This window comes from Vreelandella sp. GE22, from assembly GCF_968212445.1.
In genome coordinates this window covers 3585523-3606967 of record NZ_OZ309110.1, presented here as the reverse complement: position 1 = coordinate 3606967, position 21445 = coordinate 3585523, and the positions used below count along the sequence as shown (strand labels likewise).

Annotated in this window: 21 protein-coding genes; 11 read left to right on the top strand and 10 right to left on the bottom strand. The window is 62.3% G+C overall.

The features are described 5' to 3' along the window. Positions 1-16: 16 nt before the first annotated feature. On the bottom strand, positions 17-703 hold the full coding sequence (locus tag ACWHRL_RS16935) for a DUF481 domain-containing protein (protein WP_447530557.1): 687 nt from the start codon (positions 701-703) through the stop codon (positions 17-19). Positions 704-887: 184 nt separating this feature from the next. Between ACWHRL_RS16935 and ACWHRL_RS16930 the strand changes: the two genes are divergently transcribed. From ACWHRL_RS16930 to urtE, 10 genes are all read left to right on the top strand, one after another. Next, the gene (locus ACWHRL_RS16930) at positions 888-2564 is read left to right on the top strand and encodes an ATP-binding protein (RefSeq protein ID WP_447894582.1); all 1677 of its coding nucleotides are present in this window, start codon (positions 888-890) and stop codon (positions 2562-2564) included. Positions 2565-2609: 45 nt separating this feature from the next. Further along, positions 2610-3329 (top strand): response regulator, encoded by a 720-nt coding sequence (locus tag ACWHRL_RS16925; protein WP_447530227.1) that lies wholly within the window; start codon positions 2610-2612, stop codon positions 3327-3329. A gap of 165 nt (positions 3330-3494) precedes the next feature. After that, positions 3495-4505, top strand: coding sequence for a tripartite tricarboxylate transporter substrate binding protein (locus ACWHRL_RS16920; protein WP_447530226.1), 1011 nt, complete (start codon positions 3495-3497; stop codon positions 4503-4505). Positions 4506-4628: 123 nt separating this feature from the next. After that, on the top strand, positions 4629-5111 hold the full coding sequence (locus ACWHRL_RS16915) for a tripartite tricarboxylate transporter TctB family protein (RefSeq protein WP_447894581.1): 483 nt from the start codon (positions 4629-4631) through the stop codon (positions 5109-5111). A 38-nt stretch (positions 5112-5149) separates the two neighbouring features. After that, complete coding sequence (locus ACWHRL_RS16910) at positions 5150-6637, top strand: tripartite tricarboxylate transporter permease (protein WP_447530224.1); 1488 nt, start codon at positions 5150-5152, stop codon at positions 6635-6637. Between the two features lie 364 nt (positions 6638-7001). Beyond that, the gene (urtA, locus tag ACWHRL_RS16905) at positions 7002-8309 is read left to right on the top strand and encodes an urea ABC transporter substrate-binding protein (RefSeq protein WP_447896193.1); all 1308 of its coding nucleotides are present in this window, start codon (positions 7002-7004) and stop codon (positions 8307-8309) included. Positions 8310-8392: 83 nt separating this feature from the next. Beyond that, complete coding sequence (gene urtB, locus ACWHRL_RS16900) at positions 8393-10000, top strand: urea ABC transporter permease subunit UrtB (RefSeq protein ID WP_447894580.1); 1608 nt, start codon at positions 8393-8395, stop codon at positions 9998-10000. 3 nt (positions 10001-10003) lie between these two features. After that, a complete protein-coding gene (urtC, locus tag ACWHRL_RS16895; RefSeq protein ID WP_447894579.1) occupies positions 10004-11152 on the top strand; it encodes an urea ABC transporter permease subunit UrtC in 1149 nt (382 codons plus the stop codon). Continuing rightward, on the top strand, positions 11149-11985 hold the full coding sequence (gene urtD, locus ACWHRL_RS16890; protein ID WP_447894578.1) for an urea ABC transporter ATP-binding protein UrtD: 837 nt from the start codon (positions 11149-11151) through the stop codon (positions 11983-11985). The genes urtC and urtD overlap by 4 nt, the downstream gene beginning before the upstream one ends. Next, on the top strand, positions 11985-12695 hold the full coding sequence (gene urtE, locus ACWHRL_RS16885; RefSeq protein WP_447894577.1) for an urea ABC transporter ATP-binding subunit UrtE: 711 nt from the start codon (positions 11985-11987) through the stop codon (positions 12693-12695). The genes urtD and urtE overlap by 1 nt, the downstream gene beginning before the upstream one ends. 73 nt (positions 12696-12768) lie before the next feature. Here urtE and nadS read toward each other — a convergent pair whose 3' ends face one another. The 7 genes from nadS to ACWHRL_RS16850 all read right to left on the bottom strand — a co-directional run bounded on the left by nadS (position 12769) and on the right by ACWHRL_RS16850 (position 17903). Then, positions 12769-13053 carry a NadS family protein gene (nadS, locus tag ACWHRL_RS16880; protein ID WP_447894576.1) on the bottom strand — a complete coding sequence of 95 codons (285 nt, stop codon included), beginning with the start codon at positions 13051-13053 and terminating at the stop codon, positions 12769-12771. A 46-nt stretch (positions 13054-13099) separates the two neighbouring features. Continuing rightward, positions 13100-13564 (bottom strand): RES family NAD+ phosphorylase, encoded by a 465-nt coding sequence (locus tag ACWHRL_RS16875; protein WP_447894575.1) that lies wholly within the window; start codon positions 13562-13564, stop codon positions 13100-13102. Beyond that, the gene (gene parS / locus ACWHRL_RS16870; protein WP_447894574.1) at positions 13561-14010 is read right to left on the bottom strand and encodes a type II RES/Xre toxin-antitoxin system antitoxin; all 450 of its coding nucleotides are present in this window, start codon (positions 14008-14010) and stop codon (positions 13561-13563) included. The genes ACWHRL_RS16875 and parS overlap by 4 nt, the downstream gene beginning before the upstream one ends. A gap of 114 nt (positions 14011-14124) precedes the next feature. Further along, positions 14125-15045, bottom strand: coding sequence for a metal ABC transporter permease (locus ACWHRL_RS16865; protein ID WP_447894573.1), 921 nt, complete (start codon positions 15043-15045; stop codon positions 14125-14127). Next, on the bottom strand, positions 15042-16133 hold the full coding sequence (locus ACWHRL_RS16860; RefSeq protein WP_447894572.1) for a metal ABC transporter permease: 1092 nt from the start codon (positions 16131-16133) through the stop codon (positions 15042-15044). Before ACWHRL_RS16860 ends, ACWHRL_RS16865 begins: the two co-directional genes overlap by 4 nt. 3 nt (positions 16134-16136) lie before the next feature. After that, complete coding sequence (locus ACWHRL_RS16855; protein WP_447894571.1) at positions 16137-16919, bottom strand: metal ABC transporter ATP-binding protein; 783 nt, start codon at positions 16917-16919, stop codon at positions 16137-16139. Between the two features lie 12 nt (positions 16920-16931). Continuing rightward, the gene (locus ACWHRL_RS16850) at positions 16932-17903 is read right to left on the bottom strand and encodes a metal ABC transporter solute-binding protein, Zn/Mn family (RefSeq protein WP_447894570.1); all 972 of its coding nucleotides are present in this window, start codon (positions 17901-17903) and stop codon (positions 16932-16934) included. Positions 17904-18141: 238 nt separating this feature from the next. Between ACWHRL_RS16850 and ACWHRL_RS16845 the strand changes: the two genes are divergently transcribed. Then, positions 18142-19512: a diguanylate cyclase gene (locus ACWHRL_RS16845; RefSeq protein ID WP_447894569.1), complete on the top strand. Its 1371-nt coding sequence runs from the start codon at positions 18142-18144 to the stop codon at positions 19510-19512. A 19-nt stretch (positions 19513-19531) separates the two neighbouring features. Here ACWHRL_RS16845 and ACWHRL_RS16840 read toward each other — a convergent pair whose 3' ends face one another. Next, positions 19532-20908 (bottom strand): PepSY-associated TM helix domain-containing protein, encoded by a 1377-nt coding sequence (locus tag ACWHRL_RS16840; RefSeq protein WP_447894568.1) that lies wholly within the window; start codon positions 20906-20908, stop codon positions 19532-19534. 95 nt (positions 20909-21003) lie between these two features. Beyond that, positions 21004-21336 carry a DUF2946 family protein gene (locus tag ACWHRL_RS16835; RefSeq protein ID WP_447894567.1) on the bottom strand — a complete coding sequence of 111 codons (333 nt, stop codon included), beginning with the start codon at positions 21334-21336 and terminating at the stop codon, positions 21004-21006. Positions 21337-21445: the final 109 nt, after the last annotated feature.

Here is a 21445-nt window from a genome sequence, read left to right as displayed (position 1 = left end):
CTTGGAGGATAGAGCGCTACCAGCGGTACAAAAGCGAGGCGCTGGTGGTGTTGTCGGTGCGCTCGCTGGCATCTTCCGGCGGCTCTGAGTTGTGTTTGATCTCGTGGGATAGGCGCATGGAGATGCGCGCACTCACCCGAGCGGTCAGCGAGGTAAACGAGCGCGAGGTGGTGTTGGAGTCGGTGTACTCGACGGACATCTCCTGCTCGAACTCGGTGTACTCGGAAAACCCATAGCGGTAGGCCAGCGCGCTGTAGGCCACCGCCAGGCGCTCGTTATCGTTGTCGCGCAGCCGGTCGTCGCGGTAGCCAGGCCCCGCCTCCAGCGAAAGCGAATGGGGTTCGCCGGATAGCAGTTGACGGCCGTAGCCGCCGATCACCGAGAGCTGCTGGTCGTAGCCGGCAAAGCGGTCCTTCTCCCAGCGAGCAAAGCCAAAAAGATAGTGCGGGCCGTTGAAATCGAAGCGCTCGCGCCCGGCCAGCAGGTACTGCTCGGCACTGGTTTCGCCGTCCTTGGTGACGTTGCGCACCTCGCCGCGCAGCGAATGGGTCAGATCCCCGGTCAGCCAGGTCAGGCGCGTCTTGCCGATCAGGGTCTGGCTGTCGGTATTGCCCGAAAGATGGGTGAAACCAAGCTCGGCATCGCCGGTGAAATTCGGCGAAGCCTCTTCCGGCGGCGGCGGGGCGTAGAACGGATTAGCCATCGCCACGCCTGCAAAAAGCGGCCAACTCACCAGCACACTGCTTCTTAATAAAGTAAGCACGTTAGCTTTTTTCCCTGAAATTGACGAAAGCGAGCCAGCGCTCGGGTAGGCAAAAGCGCCATAGGTTACCGTGGCTTCGCGCTGCGTGCCATAATGACGCCACCGCGCACGTTGAGTTCCCCTTATGACGACTTCCCGGCCCCGCTCGCTTGCCGATCTCAATCCCGCCCGGCGGCCGCGTTCCAGGCGCCGTTGGTATAAACGCAGTTTCCGCCTGCAGGTGATGCTGCTGGTGGGGTTTTTGCTGGCCGGGATGCTGCTGGCCCAGGGCGCCTACCTCAACCATCGCAAGACCGATATCGTCACCCAGCAGATGGGCGAGCGGGCGCTGGCCGTCGCGAAAACCGTGGCGGGGATGCCGAGTATCGTCGAGGCCTTCGCCGCGCCGGACCCGGCGGGCATCATCCAGCCGCTGGCCGAGCGCGTGCGCCAGGAGACCGGCGCGCGCTACGTGGTGGTAGGCAACGCCCGCTCGATTCGCTATTCCCACCCGGTGGTCGAGCGCCTGGGCCAGCGCATGGTCGGCGGCGACAACGAACAGGCGCTGATCTACGGGCAGTCGTACATTTCCGAAGCCACGGGGACGCTGGGCACGGCGATGCGCGGCAAGGCGCCCATCTGGGATAACGAGGGCAATATCATCGGCCTGGTGTCGGTGGGGTTCATGACCGACCGAGTGGCCCTGGACGCCGCGCGCTATACCACCCTGAGCTGGGTGCTGGTGGCGCTGATGATTTTGCTCGGCTTTGCCGGTGCCTACTGGCTTTCCCAGCATCTCAAAAAAGTGATTTTGGGGCTCGAACCCTACGAGATTGCGCGCATCGCAATCGAAAAAGAGGCCATCCTGCAGTCCATCCACGAGGGCATTTTGGCGGTCAACCGGGAAGGTCATATCACGCTGGTCAACCAGCAGGCGCGCCGCTTTCTAAAGCTTCCCGACGACCATGTGCTGCTGGGCCAGCCGATTCGCGAAGTCGTCCCGAATTCCCGGCTGCTTGAAGTGCTCAAAAACGGCGAGCAGGAGTTCGATCAGCAGATGTGGCTTGGCGATCATCCGGTGGTGGTCAATCGCGTGCCGATTCTCGACGGTGACGACATCGAAGGCGCGGTTGCGACCTTTAGGAGCCGGCGGGAAATCATCGACCTTTCCCAGGCGCTGACCCAGGCAAGCCGCGATGTGGACATGCTGCGCGCCCAGGCCCATGAGTTCTCCAACAAGCTCTATACCATCTCCGGGCTTTTGCAGCTCGAGCGCACCCAGGAGGCGCTCAAGCTGATTCATCAGGAGACCGAGCGCGCGCAAGCGCAAATGAGTTTTTTGATAGCCCATGTCGCCGATACGGTGCTAAGCGGTACGCTTTTGGGCAAGCTGACCCGGGCCCGCGAGCTTGGCGTTGCGCTCGAAATCGACGAGCAAAGCTCGCTCTCTCAGCCGCTTACGCCAAGCGGCCAGGAAGTGATGATGAGCGTGGTCGGCAATCTGCTCGACAACGCCTGCTTTGCCGCGCTCAATGGGCCCCTGGCGAGTACGCCGACCGTGCGGCTTTTTTTCACGGATTTGGGCGAGCAGTTACTGATCGAGGTGGAAGATAACGGCGCCGGTGTGGCACCCGAGCACGCGAGCACCATTTTTGATGAGGGTTTTTCGACCAAGAGCGGCAGCCACCGGGGCATTGGGCTTGCCCTAGTGGCCAGGCTTTGCCGCCAAAACGGTGGGGCGGTCACGCTGGAAGAGAGCGAGCTGGGCGGGGCGTGCTTTATCGCGGTGCTGGATCGCTCGCTTTGCAGTACCGCGCCTTGAGGGGCGCGTCGAGTGATAACAAGATAACGCCGAAGGGGACACGGCATGACTAATACGCAGTACGGCATTCTGGTCGTCGAAGACGACTTTCGCATCGCCGATATCCACCAGGCCTTCATCGAACAGAGCGACGGGTTTTACGTGGCCGGCTCCGCGCGCACGGCCCGGGAAGCGAAGGCGCTGCTCGACGCCCGGTCGGATTCGATTCATCTGGTGCTATTGGATGCCTACCTGCCCGATGTCGAGGGGCTGGAGCTTCTATGGACCATTCGCCGGCACTACACCCGCGTGGATATCGTCATGGTGACCGCGGCCAAAGAGGTGGAGACGATTTCCGAGGCGCTGCGCGGCGGCGTATTCGACTATTTGATCAAACCCATTGAGGCCTCGCGGATGACCCGGATGCTGACTCGCTTTCGCCGCGAGCGTGAAGCCATGGCGAGCCGCGGGGAGATGAACCAATGGGAGCTGGACCAGGTGCTGGCCAGGCTCACGCCCGAAAGCGCTCATAAAGCCGAGCCCCAGGCGCTGCCCAAGGGCATCGACCGGTTGACGCTGGATCGCGTCGTGGCCGCGCTGGCCGCGGATGCCTCGGCGCTGACCGCGGTGCAGGTCGCCCACGCCTTGGGTGCTAGCCGCTCGACGGCGCGGCGCTATCTGGAATTTCTGGTCGCCGAGCAGCGCGTCGTCGCCGAGCTGGGCTACGGCGATGTGGGGCGCCCGGAGCGGCGCTACCGGCTCCTGGATACCACCGCGCTATCCTGAAGCGGTCCATCTTCCAAGGCATCGGTTATCGGGCGTGAACAAAATGAACAAAATGCCCACAAAGAATTTTTTAGCGTTTATGACCACAAGCTTGTTTCGGCCCGCCTGGGTCTTCTAACGTTCGCGACGTATAGATCATAACAACACCGACACGTGGAGAACGCCATGACTCTGTTTTTAAAGGCCACGCCCTTAAAGCGTCTCGCTCTGCTGGCCCTGCCCGCTGCCCTGCTGGCCGCCGCGGGGTCCTCCGCTCAGGCTCAGGAGTGGACGCCGAGTAAATCCGTCGAATTCATCGCCCCCGCCAACCCGGGCGGCGGCTGGGATACCCTGGTACGTACGGTGTCTCGCGTCATCCAACAGGAAGGCCTGGCGGACGAGAACTACGCCGCTATCAACGTTCCCGGCGGCGGCGGGGCGGTTGCCTGGGCGCAGATCGCCCGCGACGACGGCAACCCCCACAAGCTCTTCGCCACCAGCCCGCCCATCATTTTGGTGCCGCTGGCCGGCGCCTCGCGCTACGACCACACCGACTTCACCCCGGTGGCGCGGCTGATCACCGACTACTCGATCATTTTGGTGGCCGAGGATTCCGAGTATCAGGACCTCAACGACCTGTTCGCAGCGCTTGAAGAGAATCCCAACCTGAGTGTGGGCGGCGGCAGTGCGCCGGGCTCGATGGATCATATCTCCATGGCGGGCGTGGCCTCGGCGGCGGGGCTCGACGCCTCCAGCGTCAACTACATCCCCTTTTCCGGCGGCGGCGACGCCATGACCAACCTGATGGGCGGTCACGTCGAAGCGGTGATCACCGGTGCCGGCGAATCCGTTGGCCAGTTGGGTGAAGGTAGCCAACTGCGTGCCCTCGGCGTTTCTTCGCCGGAGCGCCTGGGCGGCGGGCTTGCCGATGTACCCACCTACCAGGAACAGGGTGTGGACTACACCTTCGATATCTGGCGCGGCGTGATGGGTACCCCGGATATGCCCGAAGAGGCGGTCGCCTACTACGAAGAGCTCTTCGCCGAGATGCTCGAGACCGACGGCTGGCAAGAAGCCCGGGATCAGCTCGGCTGGATCGACGCCTACCAGGACAGCGACGAGTTCGGTGACTTCCTGGACGCGCAGCAGGAGCAGTTCAGCAGCGTGCTAAGCGACCTGGGCCTTCTGCGCCAGTAAAACGGCCGTCGCGTTACGACCCTGGTGGCCGCATGGGCCGCCGGGGTCGTGTGCCTGAAACGCTGGCCTGAGAGGCGGGCGCTAGCCCTACCTTCGCGGCCCTTCTTTTGAAAGAGACTCCTCATGACGCGATTAAACACCAATCAGTGGCTGGCCCTCGTGCTTGCCGTGTTCGCGGCAGCGTATCTGGCCATGGCCTGGCAGGTGCCGACGTTTCCGTTGCCGCGCCCGGTCGACTCGGACCTGTTTCCCAAAGCGCTTGGCATGACACTGCTGCTGCTGGCCGGGTTTCTGTTTTTCGAAAAGCCGGCGCCGATTGCCGGCAGCGACGAGATCGATGAAGAGGCCGAACGAGGCCCGTTGCTGCTGAAACCCTGGGCCAGAGTGATCGTGACCTCGGTGGCGATCGCCGCCTACGCGCTGCTGCTCGTGCCGCTGGGTTTCGTGGTGGCCTCACTGCTTTTGTGCGTGGGCCTAACCGCCTACTACGGCTACCGCCGTCATGGGGTGAACCTGGCGGTGTCGCTGGCGGTGGTGCTGGGGCTTTATCTGTTGATGACGCGGGTGATGGACGTCTACCTGCCCACCGGCATACTGCCGATTTAAGCGCCGTCGTCTAAACGCTGCTAACGAGAGACACGCCCATGGATGCCTTGAACAATCTCATGTACGGCTTTGGCATCGCGCTCGAGCCGATCAATATCGCCTACGTTTTCGCCGGTGTGTTTGCCGGTACCATCATCGGCATGCTACCGGGCCTGGGGCCGATCAGCGCGCTGGCGCTGATGATTCCGATCACCTTCTCGATGGAACCCTCCTCGGGGCTGATCCTGATGGCCGGGGTGTACTACGGCGCCATCTTCGGCGGCTCGACCTCGTCGATCCTCTTGAACGCCCCGGGGGTCGCGGGCACCGTGGCCACCTCCTTCGATGGCTACCCCTTGGCCAAGCAGGGGCTGGCGGGCAAGGCGCTGGCGATTGCCGCCTATTCGTCGTTCGTGGGCGGTACGGTCTCGGTGGTCTTTCTGATGTTGGTGGCGCCGCTTCTGTCCAAAGTGGCGGTGAGCTTCGGCCCGGCGGAGTACTTCGCGCTGATGGTGCTGGGGCTGACCGCGGTAGTCTCGCTTTCGGACAAATCCCTGGTGAAAGGCCTGATCGCCGCCGTGGTGGGGGTGATGATCTCGATCGTGGGCATCGACATGCAAACCGGCACCGAGCGCTTCACCTTTGGCTCGGCGCAGTTGCTCGACGGCATCGATTTCCTGGTGGTGGCGCTGGGTATCTTCGCCCTGGCCGAGGTGTTCTACATGCTGCTGCGCGGCGGCGGTGGCAAGGAAGCGCCGCGTAACGCCATCGGCTCGCTCAAGCTTACCCGCTCGGAAGTGGGGCAGATCGCCGGGCCGGTTAGCCGAAGCTCGGTGCTGGGCTTTTTCACCGGCGTGCTGCCGGGCGCGGGCGCCACGATCGGCTCGTTTTTGGGCTATAGCATGGAAAAACGCATCGCCAAAGACGGCGATACCTTCGGCAAGGGCAACATCAAGGGCGTAGCCGCGCCGGAAGCGGCCAACAACGCCGCCTGTACCGGCTCCTTCGTACCGCTTTTGACCCTGGGTGTCCCCGGCTCCGGCACCACGGCGGTGCTGCTGGGCGCGCTTCTGGTCATGGGCGTCACTCCGGGTCCGATGATGCTCGAACAGCGCCCGGACGTGTTCTGGGGCGTGGTGGCGAGTATGTACGTGGGCAACATCTTCTTGCTGGTGCTCAACCTGCCGCTGATTCCCTTGATCGCCAAGATACTCGATCTACCCCGGGCGATGCTGCTCTCGCTGATTCTGATATTTTGCATGATCGGCGTGTACGGCATGAGCTTCAGCGTGTTCGATCTACTGCTGCTGCTCGGATTTGGCCTGCTGGGTCTTGGCATGCGGCTGTTCGGCTTTCCCGCCGCGCCACTGATTCTTGCGCTGATTCTGGGCAATATCATGGAGGAGTCCATGCGTCGGGCGCTGCAGATCTCCGGCGGCGACTGGATGACCTTCGTCGAGAAGCCCATTTCGCTCTCGCTGCTCGCCATCGCGCTTTTGTCGCTTTTGCTGCCGCTACTCAAAAAGCGCCGCAAGCGCGCGGCGTAATCGAGTTTTCCCCTTTTGAGCGCCCGCTTCGGGCGCTTTTTTTATGCGTGTTCTCGGGGTATGGCCCATTGAGTCCTTGTGGTGCAGGCGCTCGTTTTGGTGCATATCGAGAGTGCAGTTTTTCAACGACGCCGCGCCGCGCTGGTGCGAACGCGCTCTCAGAAACGTGGTTTGTCACATTTAGCTCTTTGATATAAATGATTTTTGGTTGGCGTGGCCCACATTGGCGCACACCTTGCAATCGTTATAAGCGATACCTCGCGGGTTTTCACCACAAGGCCCGCCGCTCAAATAACGAGCCCTCCCCAAAGGGCGCAAGGAGATCCAAGTGGCCAAGCTAACGCATCCTCTTTCCCGCCGTTTCATGACCTCTCTACTGGCTGCCGCCGTCATGGGCGCCGGCGCCCAGGCCGTGGCCCAGGAGAGTAACGACCCGATCAAGGTCGGTATTCTCCACTCGCTTTCCGGCACCATGGCGATCAGCGAGTCGACGTTGAAAGACACTGTCGAGATGCTCATCCAGCAGCAAAACGACGCGGGCGGGCTGCTGGGCCGGGATCTTGAGGCCGTAGTGGTCGACCCGGCTTCCAACTGGCCGCTGTTCGCCGAGCGCGCCCGGGAGCTGCTCGCCCAGGAAGAGGTGGACGTCATTTTCGGCAACTGGACCTCGGTTTCGCGCAAGGCGGTGCTGCCGGTGGTCGAGGAGCTCAATGGCCTGCTCTTCTACCCGGTGCAGTACGAAGGCGAGGAGTCCTCGGAGAACGTCTTCTACACCGGTGCGGCCCCCAACCAGCAGGCAATTCCCGCCGTCGAGTACCTGATCAACGAAGTGGGCATCGAGCGCTTTGCGCTGATCGGCACCGACTACGTTTACCCGCGTACCACCAACCGTATTCTCGAAGCCTTCTTGAAGGACGAACATGGCATCGCGGATGAAGACATCATGGTCGACTACACGCCCTTCGGCCATTCGGACTGGCAGAACATCGTCTCCGAGATCCGCCGCTTCGGCGAAGAGGGCAAGCCCACCGCGGTGGTCTCCACCATCAACGGCGACGCCAACGTGCCGTTCTACCGCGAGCTTGCCAACCAGGGTATCGACGCCGCGGACATCCCGGTCATCGCCTTTTCGGTGGGCGAGCAGGAGCTTTCCGGTATCGACACCGGCCCGCTGGTCGGCCACCTGGCCGCGTGGAACTACTTCATGAGCGTGGACACCGACGAAAACTATGACTTCATCGACGCCTGGATCGAGCATACCGGCGATGAAGAGTCGGTCACCAACGACCCGATGGAAGCGCACTACATTGGCTTCAACATGTGGGCGGAAGCGGTACGTAAAGCGGGCACCACCGACGTGGACGCCATCAAGGACGCGATCATCGGCGTGAGCGTGCCGAATCTGTCCGGCGGCTATGCGGCCATGATGCCCAATCATCACATCACCAAGCCGGTGCTGATCGGCGAGGTGCAGGACAACGGCCAGTTCGACATCGTTTGGCAGACGCCCTCCACGGTGGCCGGCGACGCCTGGTCGGATTACCTGCCCGGCTCTCGCGACCTGATCAGTGACTGGCGCAAGCCCATGGAGTGCGGCAACTTCAACGTGGTCAACGGCTCCTGCGGTGGCAGCACCGCAGCTGAGGAAGCCGAAGCGGCGCTGGCCGAGTAGCGTTTTCGAGTACGCCTTTTACCCGGGCCGCGTAGGCGGCCCGGGGCACGCCATCTCTTACTCATACTCAAAGGAAGAACCCGATGAGGCGTTTCCTTTTCTGGGCGCTGCTGTGCCTGCTGGCCGGCTTTTTGCCGAGTGCCGCGGCGCAAACCAACGCCAACTCGCCTAATGACGATACCGGCTACGCGCTGCTCGAAACTTTGGATGTGGACTCCTACCGCGACAAGGGCGAGGCGATCTCCGCCATTTTGCAAAGCGATGACGAGCGCGCCCGCGAGTGGCTCCAGGCACTGCTCGATGGCCGCCTGCAGCGCACGGATGACGGCCGCTTCGTGGTGGTGCTGGACAACTCGGGCCGCAACTGGCCGGTGGAAGACGCCCTGACCGGCGAGGCGCTCGGCGAGATGTCGCGCCGCGAACTCGACCGGATCGGCATCAATAATGCGCTTCGAAACCAGCTTAGAAGCGCCATCGCCGTGGTGGATCTCTACTCGCCCAACGTGGAGCGCCGGCGCACTTCTGCTGACCGCCTGCTGGGCGAGGTGGATGATGAACTCGCCGACACACTGGCCACGGTCATCACTGAAGCCGACGACGACTACGTCAGCATGCGCCTGGCCCAGGCGGTGGCGATCTATCAGGCAGAAAACGGCGAGATGGACGGCGTCGAGGCGCTTTCGGGCAGCCTGCACCCCCGCGCCCGAGTGGCCCTGAACCGCGCGGCCAGCGGCGACAACCCGGCGGTGGCCGATGCGGCGCGCAACGCCCTGGGCAATATCGAGCAGAGCCTCAAGATCAACCGGGGCGTCGAGACGCTTTACTTCGGCCTGAGCCTGGGCTCAATACTGGTGCTCGCGGCGATCGGCTTGGCCATCACCTTTGGGGTAATGGGCGTGATCAATATGGCCCACGGCGAGCTGATGATGCTCGGCGCCTACACCACCTGGATGATGCAGCAGCTACTGCCCGGACAACCCGGCCTTGCGCTGGTGCTCTCGATACCGGCAGGCTTTTTGGTGGCCGCACTTGCCGGCATCGCCATCGAGCGCAGCGTGATTCAGTTTTTGAAGGGCCGCCCGCTGGAAACGCTGCTGGCCACCTTCGGTATCAGCCTGATCCTCCAGCAGCTGGTGCGCACGGTGATTTCGCCGCTGAACCGCACGGTGATCACCCCGGAGTGGATGAGCGGGTCACTCGTGATCAACGATGCGCTGTCGCTCACGCTCAACCGCCTTTACGTGATGGGCTTTGCGCTGTTGGTGTTTGCCGGGCTGATGTTGGTCATGCGCCGCACGCGCTTGGGGCTCGAGGTGCGCGCCGTTACGCAGAACCGTGCCATGGCGCGCTCCATGGGCATTCGTGCCACTCGGGTCGATATCATGACCTTCGCGCTGGGCTCCGGTGTCGCCGGGCTGGCCGGCGTGGCGCTTTCTCAGCTCACCAACGTGGGGCCGAACCTCGGTCAGAACTACATCATCGATTCGTTCATGGTGGTGGTGTTCGGCGGGGTGGGGAATCTTTGGGGGACGCTGGTGGCCGGGCTTTCGCTGGGCGTCATCAATCAGGTCCTTGAGCCCTGGGCCGGGGCGGTGCTTTCCAAGATCATCGTGCTCGTGTTCATCATCCTGTTCATTCAAAAGCGCCCGCGGGGACTCTTCCCCCAGAAGGGCCGCGCGGCGGAGGGTTAAGCGATGAGCCTGCATTCAACCTCGAGCCGCTTCTGGCTCACCCGTCCGTTCGGCGAGCGTGCAACCCAAATATTTCTGGGCGTGCTGCTGGCGGCCCTCGTCATCGTCACCGTGCTGCACGTGGCGCTGCCCCGGGGCCACGCGCTGCATATCAACGCCTATACGGTGAACCTGTTCGGCAAGTACTTGAGCTACGCGCTGCTCGCCGTGGCGGTGGATCTCGTCTGGGGGTATCTGGGTATTTTGAGCCTGGGCCACGGGGCGTTTTTCGCTATCGGCGGCTACGCCATGGGCATGTACCTGATGCGCCAGATTGGTGAGCGCGGCACCTACGGCGACCCGGTGCTGCCCGATTTCATGGTGTTTCTCAACTGGGAGAGCCTGCCCTGGTACTGGCACGGCTTCGACATGGCCTGGTTCGCCTTCGCCATGGTGGTGCTGGCGCCCGGGCTTCTGGCGCTGATCTTCGGCTTCCTGGCGTTTCGCTCCCGGGTCACCGGGGTGTATCTCTCGATCATCACCCAGGCGCTGACGTTTGCGCTGATGCTGGCGTTTTTCCGCAACGAGATGGGCTTTGGCGGCAACAACGGCCTGACGGATTTCCGCGAGATCCTCGGCTTCAACCTGCGCAGTGCTGATACGCGCCTCGGGCTCTTTATAGCCTCCGGCGTGGCGCTGGCGCTGGGCTATATTCTCTGCCGGGCGATCGTCACCAGTAAGCTGGGCCGGGTGTGCGTGGCGACCCGGGATGCCGAGGCGCGTACGCGCTTCATCGGCTACCGGGTCGAGCGCTTCCAGCTGTTCGTGTTCGTGGTCTCGGCCATGCTCGCGGGTGTGGCGGGGGCGCTCTACGTGCCGCAAGTCGGCATCATCAATCCAAGCGAGTTCGCGCCGCTGTTTTCCATCGAGATCGTTTTATGGGTGGCCCTCGGTGGCCGCGCCACGCTCTATGGCGCGGTGATTGGCGCCATTCTGGTCAACTACGCCAAGACCGTGTTCACCGGCGTGATGCCCGACGCCTGGCTCTTTGCCCTCGGTGGGCTGTTCGTGCTGGTCACCGTACTACTGCCCAAGGGCGTGGCCGGGCTTTTGCCCCATCTTTCGCGGCGGCGTACCCCTTCATCCAGTGAGCCCCGGGAGGCGAACGCATGAGCTTTATAGAGTCGCTAAAAGCCCGCGATCGGGTGTTCGATTTCATGACGCCGCAGGCCTCAAAGGTGGATGTGCGTCACGGCCCGATTCTCTACATGGAAGACGTCACGGTCAGCTTCGACGGCTTTAAGGCGATCGACAAGCTGAACCTGACCATCGACGACGGCGAGCTTCGCTGCATCATCGGCCCCAACGGGGCGGGCAAGACCACCATGATGGATATCATCACCGGCAAGACCCGGCCCACCGAGGGCAGCGTTTGGTTCGGCAGCCGCCACAACCTTTTGAACATGAACGAGCCGGAGATCGCGAGCCTCGGCATCGGGCGCAAGTTTCAAAAGCCCACGGTGTTCGAGGCGCTCAGCGTATTCGAGAACCTGGAGCTCGCCATGGCCGCGGACAAGCGCATCGTGGCCACACTGACCGCGCGCATGACCGGCGAGATCCAGGACCGCATCGACGAAGTGCTGGAGACCATCGGCCTGACTCAGCTTCGTTTTCAGCCGGCGGGCATTCTCTCTCACGGCCAGAAACAGTGGCTCGAGATCGGCATGCTCTTGATGCAGCGCCCGCGCCTGTTGCTGGTGGACGAACCCGTCGCCGGCATGACCGAGCAGGAGATGGAGCGCACCGCCGAGCTTCTCACCGGGCTTGCCGGCAAGCAGTCGGTGGTGGTGGTCGAGCACGACATGGGCTTCGTGCGCTCCATCGCCCGCCAGGTGACCGTGCTGCACCAGGGCAGCGTGCTGGCTGAGGGCAGCATGGATCAGGTCGCCAGTGACCCGAAAGTGGTCGAGGTGTACCTGGGTGCCGACGACGAGGAGGCCGCCTGATGCTCGCCATCGACAAACTCAACCAGTTCTACGGCGAAAGCCACACGCTCTGGGATCTCGATCTCGAGGTACCCAAAGGGCAGTGCACCTGCGTAATGGGGCGTAACGGCGTGGGCAAGACCACGCTGATGAAAGCCATCATGGGCGAGGTCGCGGTGAAAAGCGGCCAGCTTCGTTACCAGGGCGGCGATACCGGCGAGATCGAACTGACCAAAAAAGCGATCGAGGCGCGCTCCCGGCTGGGCATCGGCTACGTACCCCAGGGCCGGCAGATTTTCCCGATGCTGACGGTGGAAGAGAACCTGCGTACGGGCCTGGCCGCCCGCGGCGACGGGCTGAAGAAGATCCCCGCGCGGATTTTCGAACTCTTCCCGGTGCTCCAGGAGATGAAGCACCGCCGCGGCGGCGATCTCTCCGGCGGCCAGCAGCAACAGCTCGCCATCGGCCGGGCGCTGGTGATCGAACCCAAACTGTTGATTCTGGACGAGCCGGGGGAGGGCATTCAGCCCAACATCGTCGCCCAGATCGGCCAGGTGATCCGCCAACTGATCGAAGAGGACGGCCTCACGGTGCTGCTCGTCGAGCAGAAACTGCCGTTTGCGCGCAAATACGCCGACCGCTTCGTGATCATGGACCGCGGCCGCCCGGTGGCCAAAGGCGAGATCGGGCAGCTCTCCCAGGAGCTGATCAAGACGCACCTGACGGTTTGAGTTATCCACACCCGGTTTGCGCGTGCTACCAACCACACGGCTGTCATTTGGCTGGCGTGTGGTTGTTGAAAAATCAGTGGGCTTTCAATGCCTGATAAAAGGCCGGGTTCTCCTGAATAGTCGCCAGCACCTTGGCTGCTAGCCCGGTGGGGTTGCGCCGCTTGCTCTCCCAGCTTTTGACGGTATCCACACTGGTGCCCATCGCTTGGGCAAACTCCGCTTGGGACACATCCAGCGCGGTGCGGATCTGTTTGACATCCGCTACCTCGAAACGCGTCATGCGCGACGCGGGGGATCGCTTCTCCTTGATATGAACGGCTTCTTCCAGGGAGTCCTTGAGTTCGTTAAAAACGTGCATGTCACTTACTCTTCATTCATTTTTAAGGGTGTACAAAGTACACTTTTTAAAGTCTAGAGTCGGCTTGAAGAGGCAGTTCTTCGGCGGTGGTCGTGATTTGATCGAATAGTGGATGCGCCGGGTTGAGCATGTAGTTGAGTTCCCGCGGCACGATTACGCTGGGTAGCGCCAGTGCCAGGCTTTGTTTTGATGCCAGCCAGCCGTCGCCCAGCTCCGCGGTTTCTGCGGGTGCCGGTGCTTCTTGCCAGTTGTCGGGGAGGTCTTCTACACCAACGCGTAGAATGCTCTCGGCGGGTAGCGTCAGGCGCAGTAGTGCATAGGCATTGAGCAGACGATAGCTCTCCAGGTGCACCATGATTTCGAGAAGCGCCAGCGACTCGGAGCTTGCCACATACACGCAGGCGTTGCCGGGGCTGTTCCAACGCCCGCCGTAAAGCCGTGCGCCCTCGCCATCGAAGGCGGTCTCCTGGTACTTGCGCTTGACCAGCCTGTACGCCTGAACCTCGCTCACGCGGTCACTCCGTGCTCCAGCCGGCCAATCAGGTTCAGCACCGTTTGGTACTCGGCGGAGGTCGCGCTCATCTCCACCGGCCTGCGCCCGCCCAACCCTACATTGGGTTTGAGCAGCCAGGCGCGGGCGCTCTCGGCGTCACCTTCGAACAGATCCAGCGCCGCCTTGAAGAGTTCGGCAAAGCGGTAAAGCCGGTCGCTTTCCGCCATCTTGAAACGACCCGATTTGGCGCGGCGGCTCAGCGTGGCCGGGGGGATATCCACATAGCCTGCCAAGGCCTTTTGCTCGATACCCGATACCCTGGCAAGCTGAGGGTAAACCCGGTATTCCACGCCTTCATGCAACAGCTCATGCAGCTTGCGACCACGGGCGGGCAGGCCAACCTGCTGCCAGAAACCGGCAGCGAGCGCTTTGGGGGGCTGGTATTGGGTAAAGGACGTAGCCATTGGGTTTTCACTTGATATGTCTGTGGACTATCAAATGGTATAGGCGTGAACGTCGTTGCTGTCAAGCGATAGGCTTTGATCGCTCTGCCTGGCGCTTGGCGTTCCTGCCGTCTTTTATGAGGTCGGCGGCGGCTCCACCGGTGCTTGGCGCGCTCGGCGGCGCTTGAGCACTTGGGTAATCAGGCCATAACGCGGCCCGCCCAGAAAGGCGAGGATCAGAAACATGCCGGTCATCACCGCCATCATGCCGCCGATCGAGACGTTGAAATGCACGGCCAGGTAATAGCCGCTAATGCTCGAGGCGATCGAGATCAGCGCACCGATGACGAACATCATCCACAGGCGGTCGGTGAGCAGGTAAGCAGCCGATGCGGGCACGATGGCAAAGGCGATAAACAGCACCGCGCCCACGGCATCGAACGCCGCCACGGCGGTGGAGCTGGTCAGCATCAAAAGACCATAGAACAGGATCGTCGGCATGAAGCCAAAGGTTTTGGCCAGCGCGGGATCGAAGGTGGCGAGCTTCAGCTCCTTATAAAAAACACCGATAAAGGCATAATTGAGCAGCGTCATCACGCTCATCGACACCAGCGCCTGGGGAATGGGCAGCCCAAACATGTCGACGGTATCCAGCCAAACGAAGCCGATCTCCCCCAGCAGTACCGTGTGGGTGTCGATGTGCACGTCGTGGGCGTAGATATTGAGCAGCAGCACGCCGATCGAGAACAGCGCCGGGAACACCAGGCCGATGGCGGCGTCCTGCTTTACGCGTTTGGTGTTGGCGAGCGCCTCGGTGAGGAAGACGGTCAAAAGCCCGGTCAGCGCGGCGCCGATGAGCTGCACCGGCCCGCTTTGCTGCTTGGTGAGTATCCAGACGATGACGATGCCGAACACGATCGAATGGCTGATGGCATCCGACAGCATGCTGTTGCCGCGCAGCACCAAAAAGGTGCCCACCGCCGAAGAGGCGATGCCCACCATGGCGCCGACCAGAATGATCGGCAGGGCGGTGCTGTCGAGTAGCGCCTCGATCATGGAGCGACCTCCTCGAACGTGGCGACCACCTGCCGGGCCTTGGCTTGGCCGGAAGCGGTCAGCCCCCAGCCCGCCTCATCTTGCGAGTGGGCCAGATACCCTTGGCGCTTGAGCCGGGCAAGCGTTAGCCACGCGCTCAAGGACAAACGGTGTGGCGCGGGTCTGGCCGGGTGTTTATAAAGCGTGTAGAGCAGCTGCTGCTGTTGCAGCTCGGTTTTCTGGCGGTAGTGTTTCATCATTCCCCACAAAAGACCGCGGCCCGGGGCCAGTGCAAGCGACAGCAGCACGATGGCCGTAGCGGTCAGTACGATCAGCGGGCCGGTGGCGAGCCCGCGGGACAGCGTGCTGATCGTCGCCCCGGATACGCCGCTGACGATGCCCACCCCCGCGGCAATCGCCAGCATCGTGCCCAGGTGGCGGCTCCATTGCCTTGCCGCCGCTGCCGGGGCGACGATCATCGCCGCCATCAGAATCACCCCGACCATCTGCAAACCGACCACCACGGCGAGTGCCACCATGGCGGTGAGCGTGGCCTCGATGGCCGTGGCGGGCATCCCCAGCGTGCGGGCGTACTCGGCATCGAAGGTGACCAGCTTGGCCTGCTTCCAGAAGGCGGCGAGCAGTGTGAGAGTCGCCAGCGTTACGCCGCCCATCACCCAGAGATCCGAGCGCAGCGTGGCGGCGGCCTGGCCGAAGAGAAAGGCCTCGAGCCCGCCCTGGGAGGCGTTGCTGGTGCCCTGAATGTAGGTGAGCAGCACGATGCCGACGGCAAAAAAGAGGCTTAGGCACACGCCCAGGGCGGCGTCGGTTTTCAAGCGGCTTTTGCGGGTGAGCAGCAGCATGATGAGCGCGGCGAGCGAGCCGGTGGCAAGCGAGCCCAGCATGATGCCGCCGATGTCACGGCTGCCGGTGATGATGAAACTCAAGCATATGCCCGGAAGCGCGGCGTGGGAGATGGCGTCGCCCAAAAGGCTCTGGCGGCGCAGTACCGCAAAGCAGCCCAGCGGCCCGCTGATCAGGCCCAAGAGAGATGCGCCGATCACCACGTTTTGAAAGGTGTAGTCCGATAAGAGCGCGAGCCAGTCCATGGGTCAGGTCACTTTCGAGGCGGGAAACATCAATGATTCGCTGTCGCCCAGCAGGGCGATCTGGCCGCCGTAGGTCTGGCGCAGGTGGTCGATCTTGAAGACTTCGTCGGCCGGGCCGGCGGCGATCACCCGCACGTTCAAAAGCAGTAGCCAGTCGAAGTAGCTGCTCACCGTTTGCAGGTCGTGGTGGACGACGATCAGGGTTTTGCCCGCGTCTCTCAAACGGCGCAGGATATCGATGATCGCCCGCTCGGTGGTGGCGTCCACCCCGGCCATGGGTTCGTCCAGAAAGTAGACATCCGCCTGCTGCACCAGCGCCCGGGCCAGAAACACCCGCTGTTGCTGGCCGCCGGAGAGCTGGCTGATCTGGCGGTGGGCAAGCTCGCTCATGCTCACCATCTCGAGCGCCTCCATCGCCTCCTGGCGCTCTCTACGGCCCGGGCGCTTGAACCAGCCCAGGCGCCCGTAAAGGCCCATGGTCACGACATCCAGCGCGGTGGTGGGGAAGTCCCAGTCCACACTCGAGCGCTGGGGCACGTAGCCCACCCGCTTGCGCTGGGCCGCGTAGGGCTTGCCGTGCACCTTCACCTCGCCGGAAAGCGACGGCACCAGCCCCAAAAGACTCTTGATCAGCGTGCTTTTGCCCGCCCCGTTGGGGCCGACGATGCCCGCCATCACGCCCGCCGGGATATCCAGATCGATATCCCAAAGCACGGGCTGGTTGTGGTAGCTCACGGTCAAGTTGTTAATGCTGAGGGCCGGCTCAGCGCTTGCGGGTATTGCCATTAAGCGTGCCTTTTATCCCTGTTGGTCGAGCTGCCACTGGCTTGCCCACTCATCCAGCGTATCGGGCAGCGGGGCAAGGGTACCGCCCAGCGCCTCGACGATATGCTGGGTATTGCGGTAAAGCATGCCCATATAGGTGCCGTCGACGGTGCCCGTATCGCCCATGGCGTCCGAATAAAGCTCGCCGCCCACGCTCACCGTGTGGCCGCGCTGCTTGGCCGCGTCGATCACCGCCTGAATCGTGCGCGGGTTGATCGTGCTTTCGACGAACACCGCCGGCACGCCGCGCTCTACCACACTATTGGCCATGCTGCGGATATCGGCAATGCCGGTTTCGGTTTCGGTGCTGATACCCTGAATGCCTTCGACCTCGATGTCGTAGGCGCGGCCATAGTAGCTAAACGCATCGTGGGCGGTGACCAGCACGCGCTGCTGCTCGGGAATGCTGGCAATGCTCTCCTTGACCCATTCGTGAAGCGCCGAAAGCTCGCCCTGGTAGCGTTCGCTATTGGCCTCGATGGCATCACGACACTCAGGCCGTGCCTCTATCAAGGTGTCGCTCAGCGTAGGTACGATCTGCGCCCAGAGTGAGATATCCATCCACAGGTGCGGGTCGACGCCGTAGGCCCCCTGGGCGCTGATCAGTTGATCCTCGCTGATCGAGGCCGGGGCCACGGCCAAAGTCGGTGTGCGTTTGGAGAAGTTCTCCAGCACCGAGCCGAGCTGGCCTTCCAGCGAATAGCCGGAGTAGAGAATCTGCTCGGCGCCGCGCAGTAGCGCCACATCGCTGGCGCTGGCCTGGTAAAGGTGTGGGTCGACCCCCGGGCCCATCATGGCCTCGACGCTAACGCACTCGCCGCCCACCTGCTGGGCGACATCGGCAATCATGCCGATGGTCGCCACCACGTTCAGCGGCTCCTCGGCCAGGGCCTGCGAGCTTAGCGGCAAAAGCCCCAACGCCATGATCGCGCGTTTTAGTGCCATGGATACCTCCGGGCATCGAATGAAAAGAAACCGTGCATTGCACTGCGCAATTTATTTTACATGCAGTAAGAAGTATAGCCTTTGCTAAGTTTCTTGCCTTACAAAAATTATGTCAAGCCGCCGCGTCTTTCACCGAACTAAAAATGTGCGCAAACCATGATGTGGATAAAAAAACCTTAGGCGAATTTTTGTTAATGTCATCGTTTGGTCTAATTAATCTTAATTGGCGGGGTGGACGATGCGCTATAAAGATAAGTACCAGCTAGTGACCCAGTGGGAGACGCTTCAAGAGCGTACGCCCAGGTCGGTACGCCAGGCAGTGGCTCAACTGGTCTACGCCTATCATGGGCCGTTCGCCCACCATTTCTACCACACCATGATGGAGGACCCTCACGCCAAGCTTTTTCTGTCCCATGCCCAGGTCAAGCAGCGCTTGAATCCTTCGATGCAGCGCTGGCTGATTTCGATTTTCAGCGAGGAGCACGATGATTTACTGGCATTGGTGGAGCAGCAGGAGAAGATCGGCCAGGTTCATGCCCGGGTCGATATTCCGGTCAACCTCGTTCTTGGCAGTGCGCGCCAGCTAAAACAGGCTTTTTATCAGCGTATTGAAGATGACCTTTCCGCGGTGGGCTCAGCGGGCCGCGTCGCTATTTACGTTTCTGACACGATCGATATGGCCATGGAGATCATGAGCTACGCCTACTCGGTCGCCAGCGAGCGCAACGCGCGTACCGAAGAGGCGTACAAGCTCTTTACGCTCACGCAAAATATTGGCGATGAGCGCGAGCGGCAGCGTTCGGCGCTGCTCGATTGGGAGAATACGCTGATGTACGCCGTGGCCTCGCAGCAGCCAGTTCAAGCCATGTTGCCTCTTGCAAGCTCCGAGTTTGGGCTCTGGTATTTTCACAAGGCAAGCCACGTGTTCGAAGGCGTACCCGAGATAGGGAGCATCACCGGCTGCATCGAGCGGATCGACCACCAAACCCTGCCCGAGCTGGCCCGGCCGGAGGCAGACCAGCGCCAGGTAGCGCTTGCCAATATTCGTGACGGTATTCGCAGCATTTTGATGCTGCTGGACGACATGCTCAAGCGCGCCTCCCAGCTGGAGGCCGGGCGCGATAGCTTGACGCTGCTACTGAATCGCAAGTTCCTGTCGGTGGTGCTTGGCCGCGAAATCGAGCTTGCCCGCCAATCGAGTAAGCTGTTCGTTTTGTTGATGCTCGATATCGATCACTTCAAGTCGATCAACGACCGCTTCGGTCACGAAGCCGGCGACCACGTGCTGCAGCACGTAGCCGGTATCATGGAGCGCTCCACCCGCGGCGGCGACTATGTGTTCCGCATGGGCGGCGAGGAGTTTTTGATCGTGCTGGTCAATAGCTGCGCCGAGGGCAGCCGCCTGTTCGCCGAGCGGCTGCGCCAGGCCATTGCCAAGGAGTCCATGCTGGTCGGCGTCGATACGCTGCTCAACGTCACCGCAAGCTTCGGCCTCGCCTTGTACGATGGCCACCCGGACTACCAGCGCACGATCCAGCGCGCCGACGAGGCGCTTTATAAAGCCAAACACACCGGGCGTAATCGGGTCGTGATGGCGGATACCGGCTAGCTTGAACGTCCTGGCGCCTTCACGCTTGGCGAGATGTGAAACGGCGCTCCTGCAACGGGCGAACCAAAAACCAGTCGATGACCAGCATCACGGCAATCGCCGCACCGGTCAGCGGAAACAGCACCCCGCCGATTACCAGAATGGCGATGATGCCGCGAAAGGCGCGTTTATCTGTAGGCAGTGGCGGCACGCCGACGCCCCCTTTCGGGCGGCGTTTCCACCACATCACGCCGGCACTGACACATAGCCCGATGATGGCGATACACACCGCCAGAAACACCAGCTGGTTCGCCAGGCCGAATTCTTGGCCCATGTGGACGCTGATGCCGAATTCCAGCCAGCGCCCCAGCGCCCCGTAGTCTTTGTAGCTCATGTCCAGAAGCGGCTCGCCGCTGTACTGATCCAGATGCACCACGCGCTGCTGGCTTGAATCGTTGGGGTAGACCGAGCCCGTGTACACGCCGGTAGGGCTTCCCGGCAGGCTCACCGCGAAGCCGTCATGCAGGCCGAGCCTCTCGAAGGCCGCCACGGCCTCGTCCAGGCCGATACCCGCCTGGGCCGCAGCTGGAGTGGTCGCGTTGGATTCGGGGATGCGCGCTTGCTCCATCGACCAACTGGTGGGCGTTTGCTCGCTCAGGCGCGCCTCGGACATCGGCACCTCGACCCGCACACCGGCGGGGTAGCCAAAGTTATTGCCATTGGCCCACTGGTTCACCTGGCCGCCCCACACCCCGGACCAGGGCATCCCGGTGATCGCCAGAAACAGGATGAAGCCGCCGACGAACAGCCCGGTCACCGCATGCAAATCGCGCCAGAAAACCCGCTTTTTCGGCGTGCCGCGCACGCTGACCACACCGCCGTTGGCCTGGCGCCGGGGCCACCAAAGGTAAATACCTGTCAGCACCAGCAAAATCGCGAAGCCGCCGGTGATCTCGATAAGCTTGCGCGGCGTGGCGCCGAAAAACTTGAAGCTGTGCAGGGTGCGCACCGTCCACATGAGGGTGCCCTGGTCGTCCAGCGTGCCGAGCACGTTGGCGGTGTAGGGGTTTACATACACCGCCAGGCGCTCGTCTTGTGGGGTGCGCACGGTGATTTCCGCCGAGCTTTCCGGGGTGGCCGGGGCGGTGTATTTCAGCGCCGTGCCCGGCTGTGCTTCAAGCGCGGCGCTCACCAGCGCCGAGGGCGCAGCGGTGCTCGCTCGAGCCTCCACGCGTTTGACGTCGGCGTGAACGATGGCGTCGATCTCATGATGAAAGAGATAAAGTGCGCCGGTGATCGACAGCATAATCAAAAACGGCAGGACCAGAAGGCCTGCATAGAAATGCCAGCGCCAGACGGCGAGGTACATATCGAACGGCTTTTTCGCCGCCGACGGGGTAGTGGCGTGGGATGACATCACGGATCCTCGAGCGCCCGATTAATGGGCGCTTTGATAGCGACAAGCGCGTGGCGGTCAAAAGCCGTCAGGCGATCAGAAATAGAGACGAGTCGCTAGGCAGCCGGGGGTGCGCGGGGAGGTGCGTGACGGTAGTGATCGAGGGAGGCGAACCCCTGCAACGGCATTTGCGGCAAGGGGGCCTGGTGAATGAACGCCTGCCGGGCAATGGTGGGCAAAAGCGCGTGGGCAGAGGGGAACTGCTGCCAGATCGAGCAGTAGCCGCACTCGTGAAACCAGGTGAAGATCGGCTCGGATGGGGCTGTCGGCTGTCCGTCATGCCCCAGCCCTGAATGTTCGTGATGGTCGCCGTGGTGGGCATGATCATGCGCTTGAAGCTGTGAGATCAGCGGGCCCACCAGCAGCAACAGCATCGCCACCAGCGCCACATGAAGGGCACCTTGATACCAACGGCTATACGCGAAGCGCTGTAGGGATGAGAGTGGTGGCAAAGTAAACGATCCAGACAAGACCGGCTGCGGTCAGAGGTTTTCAAGC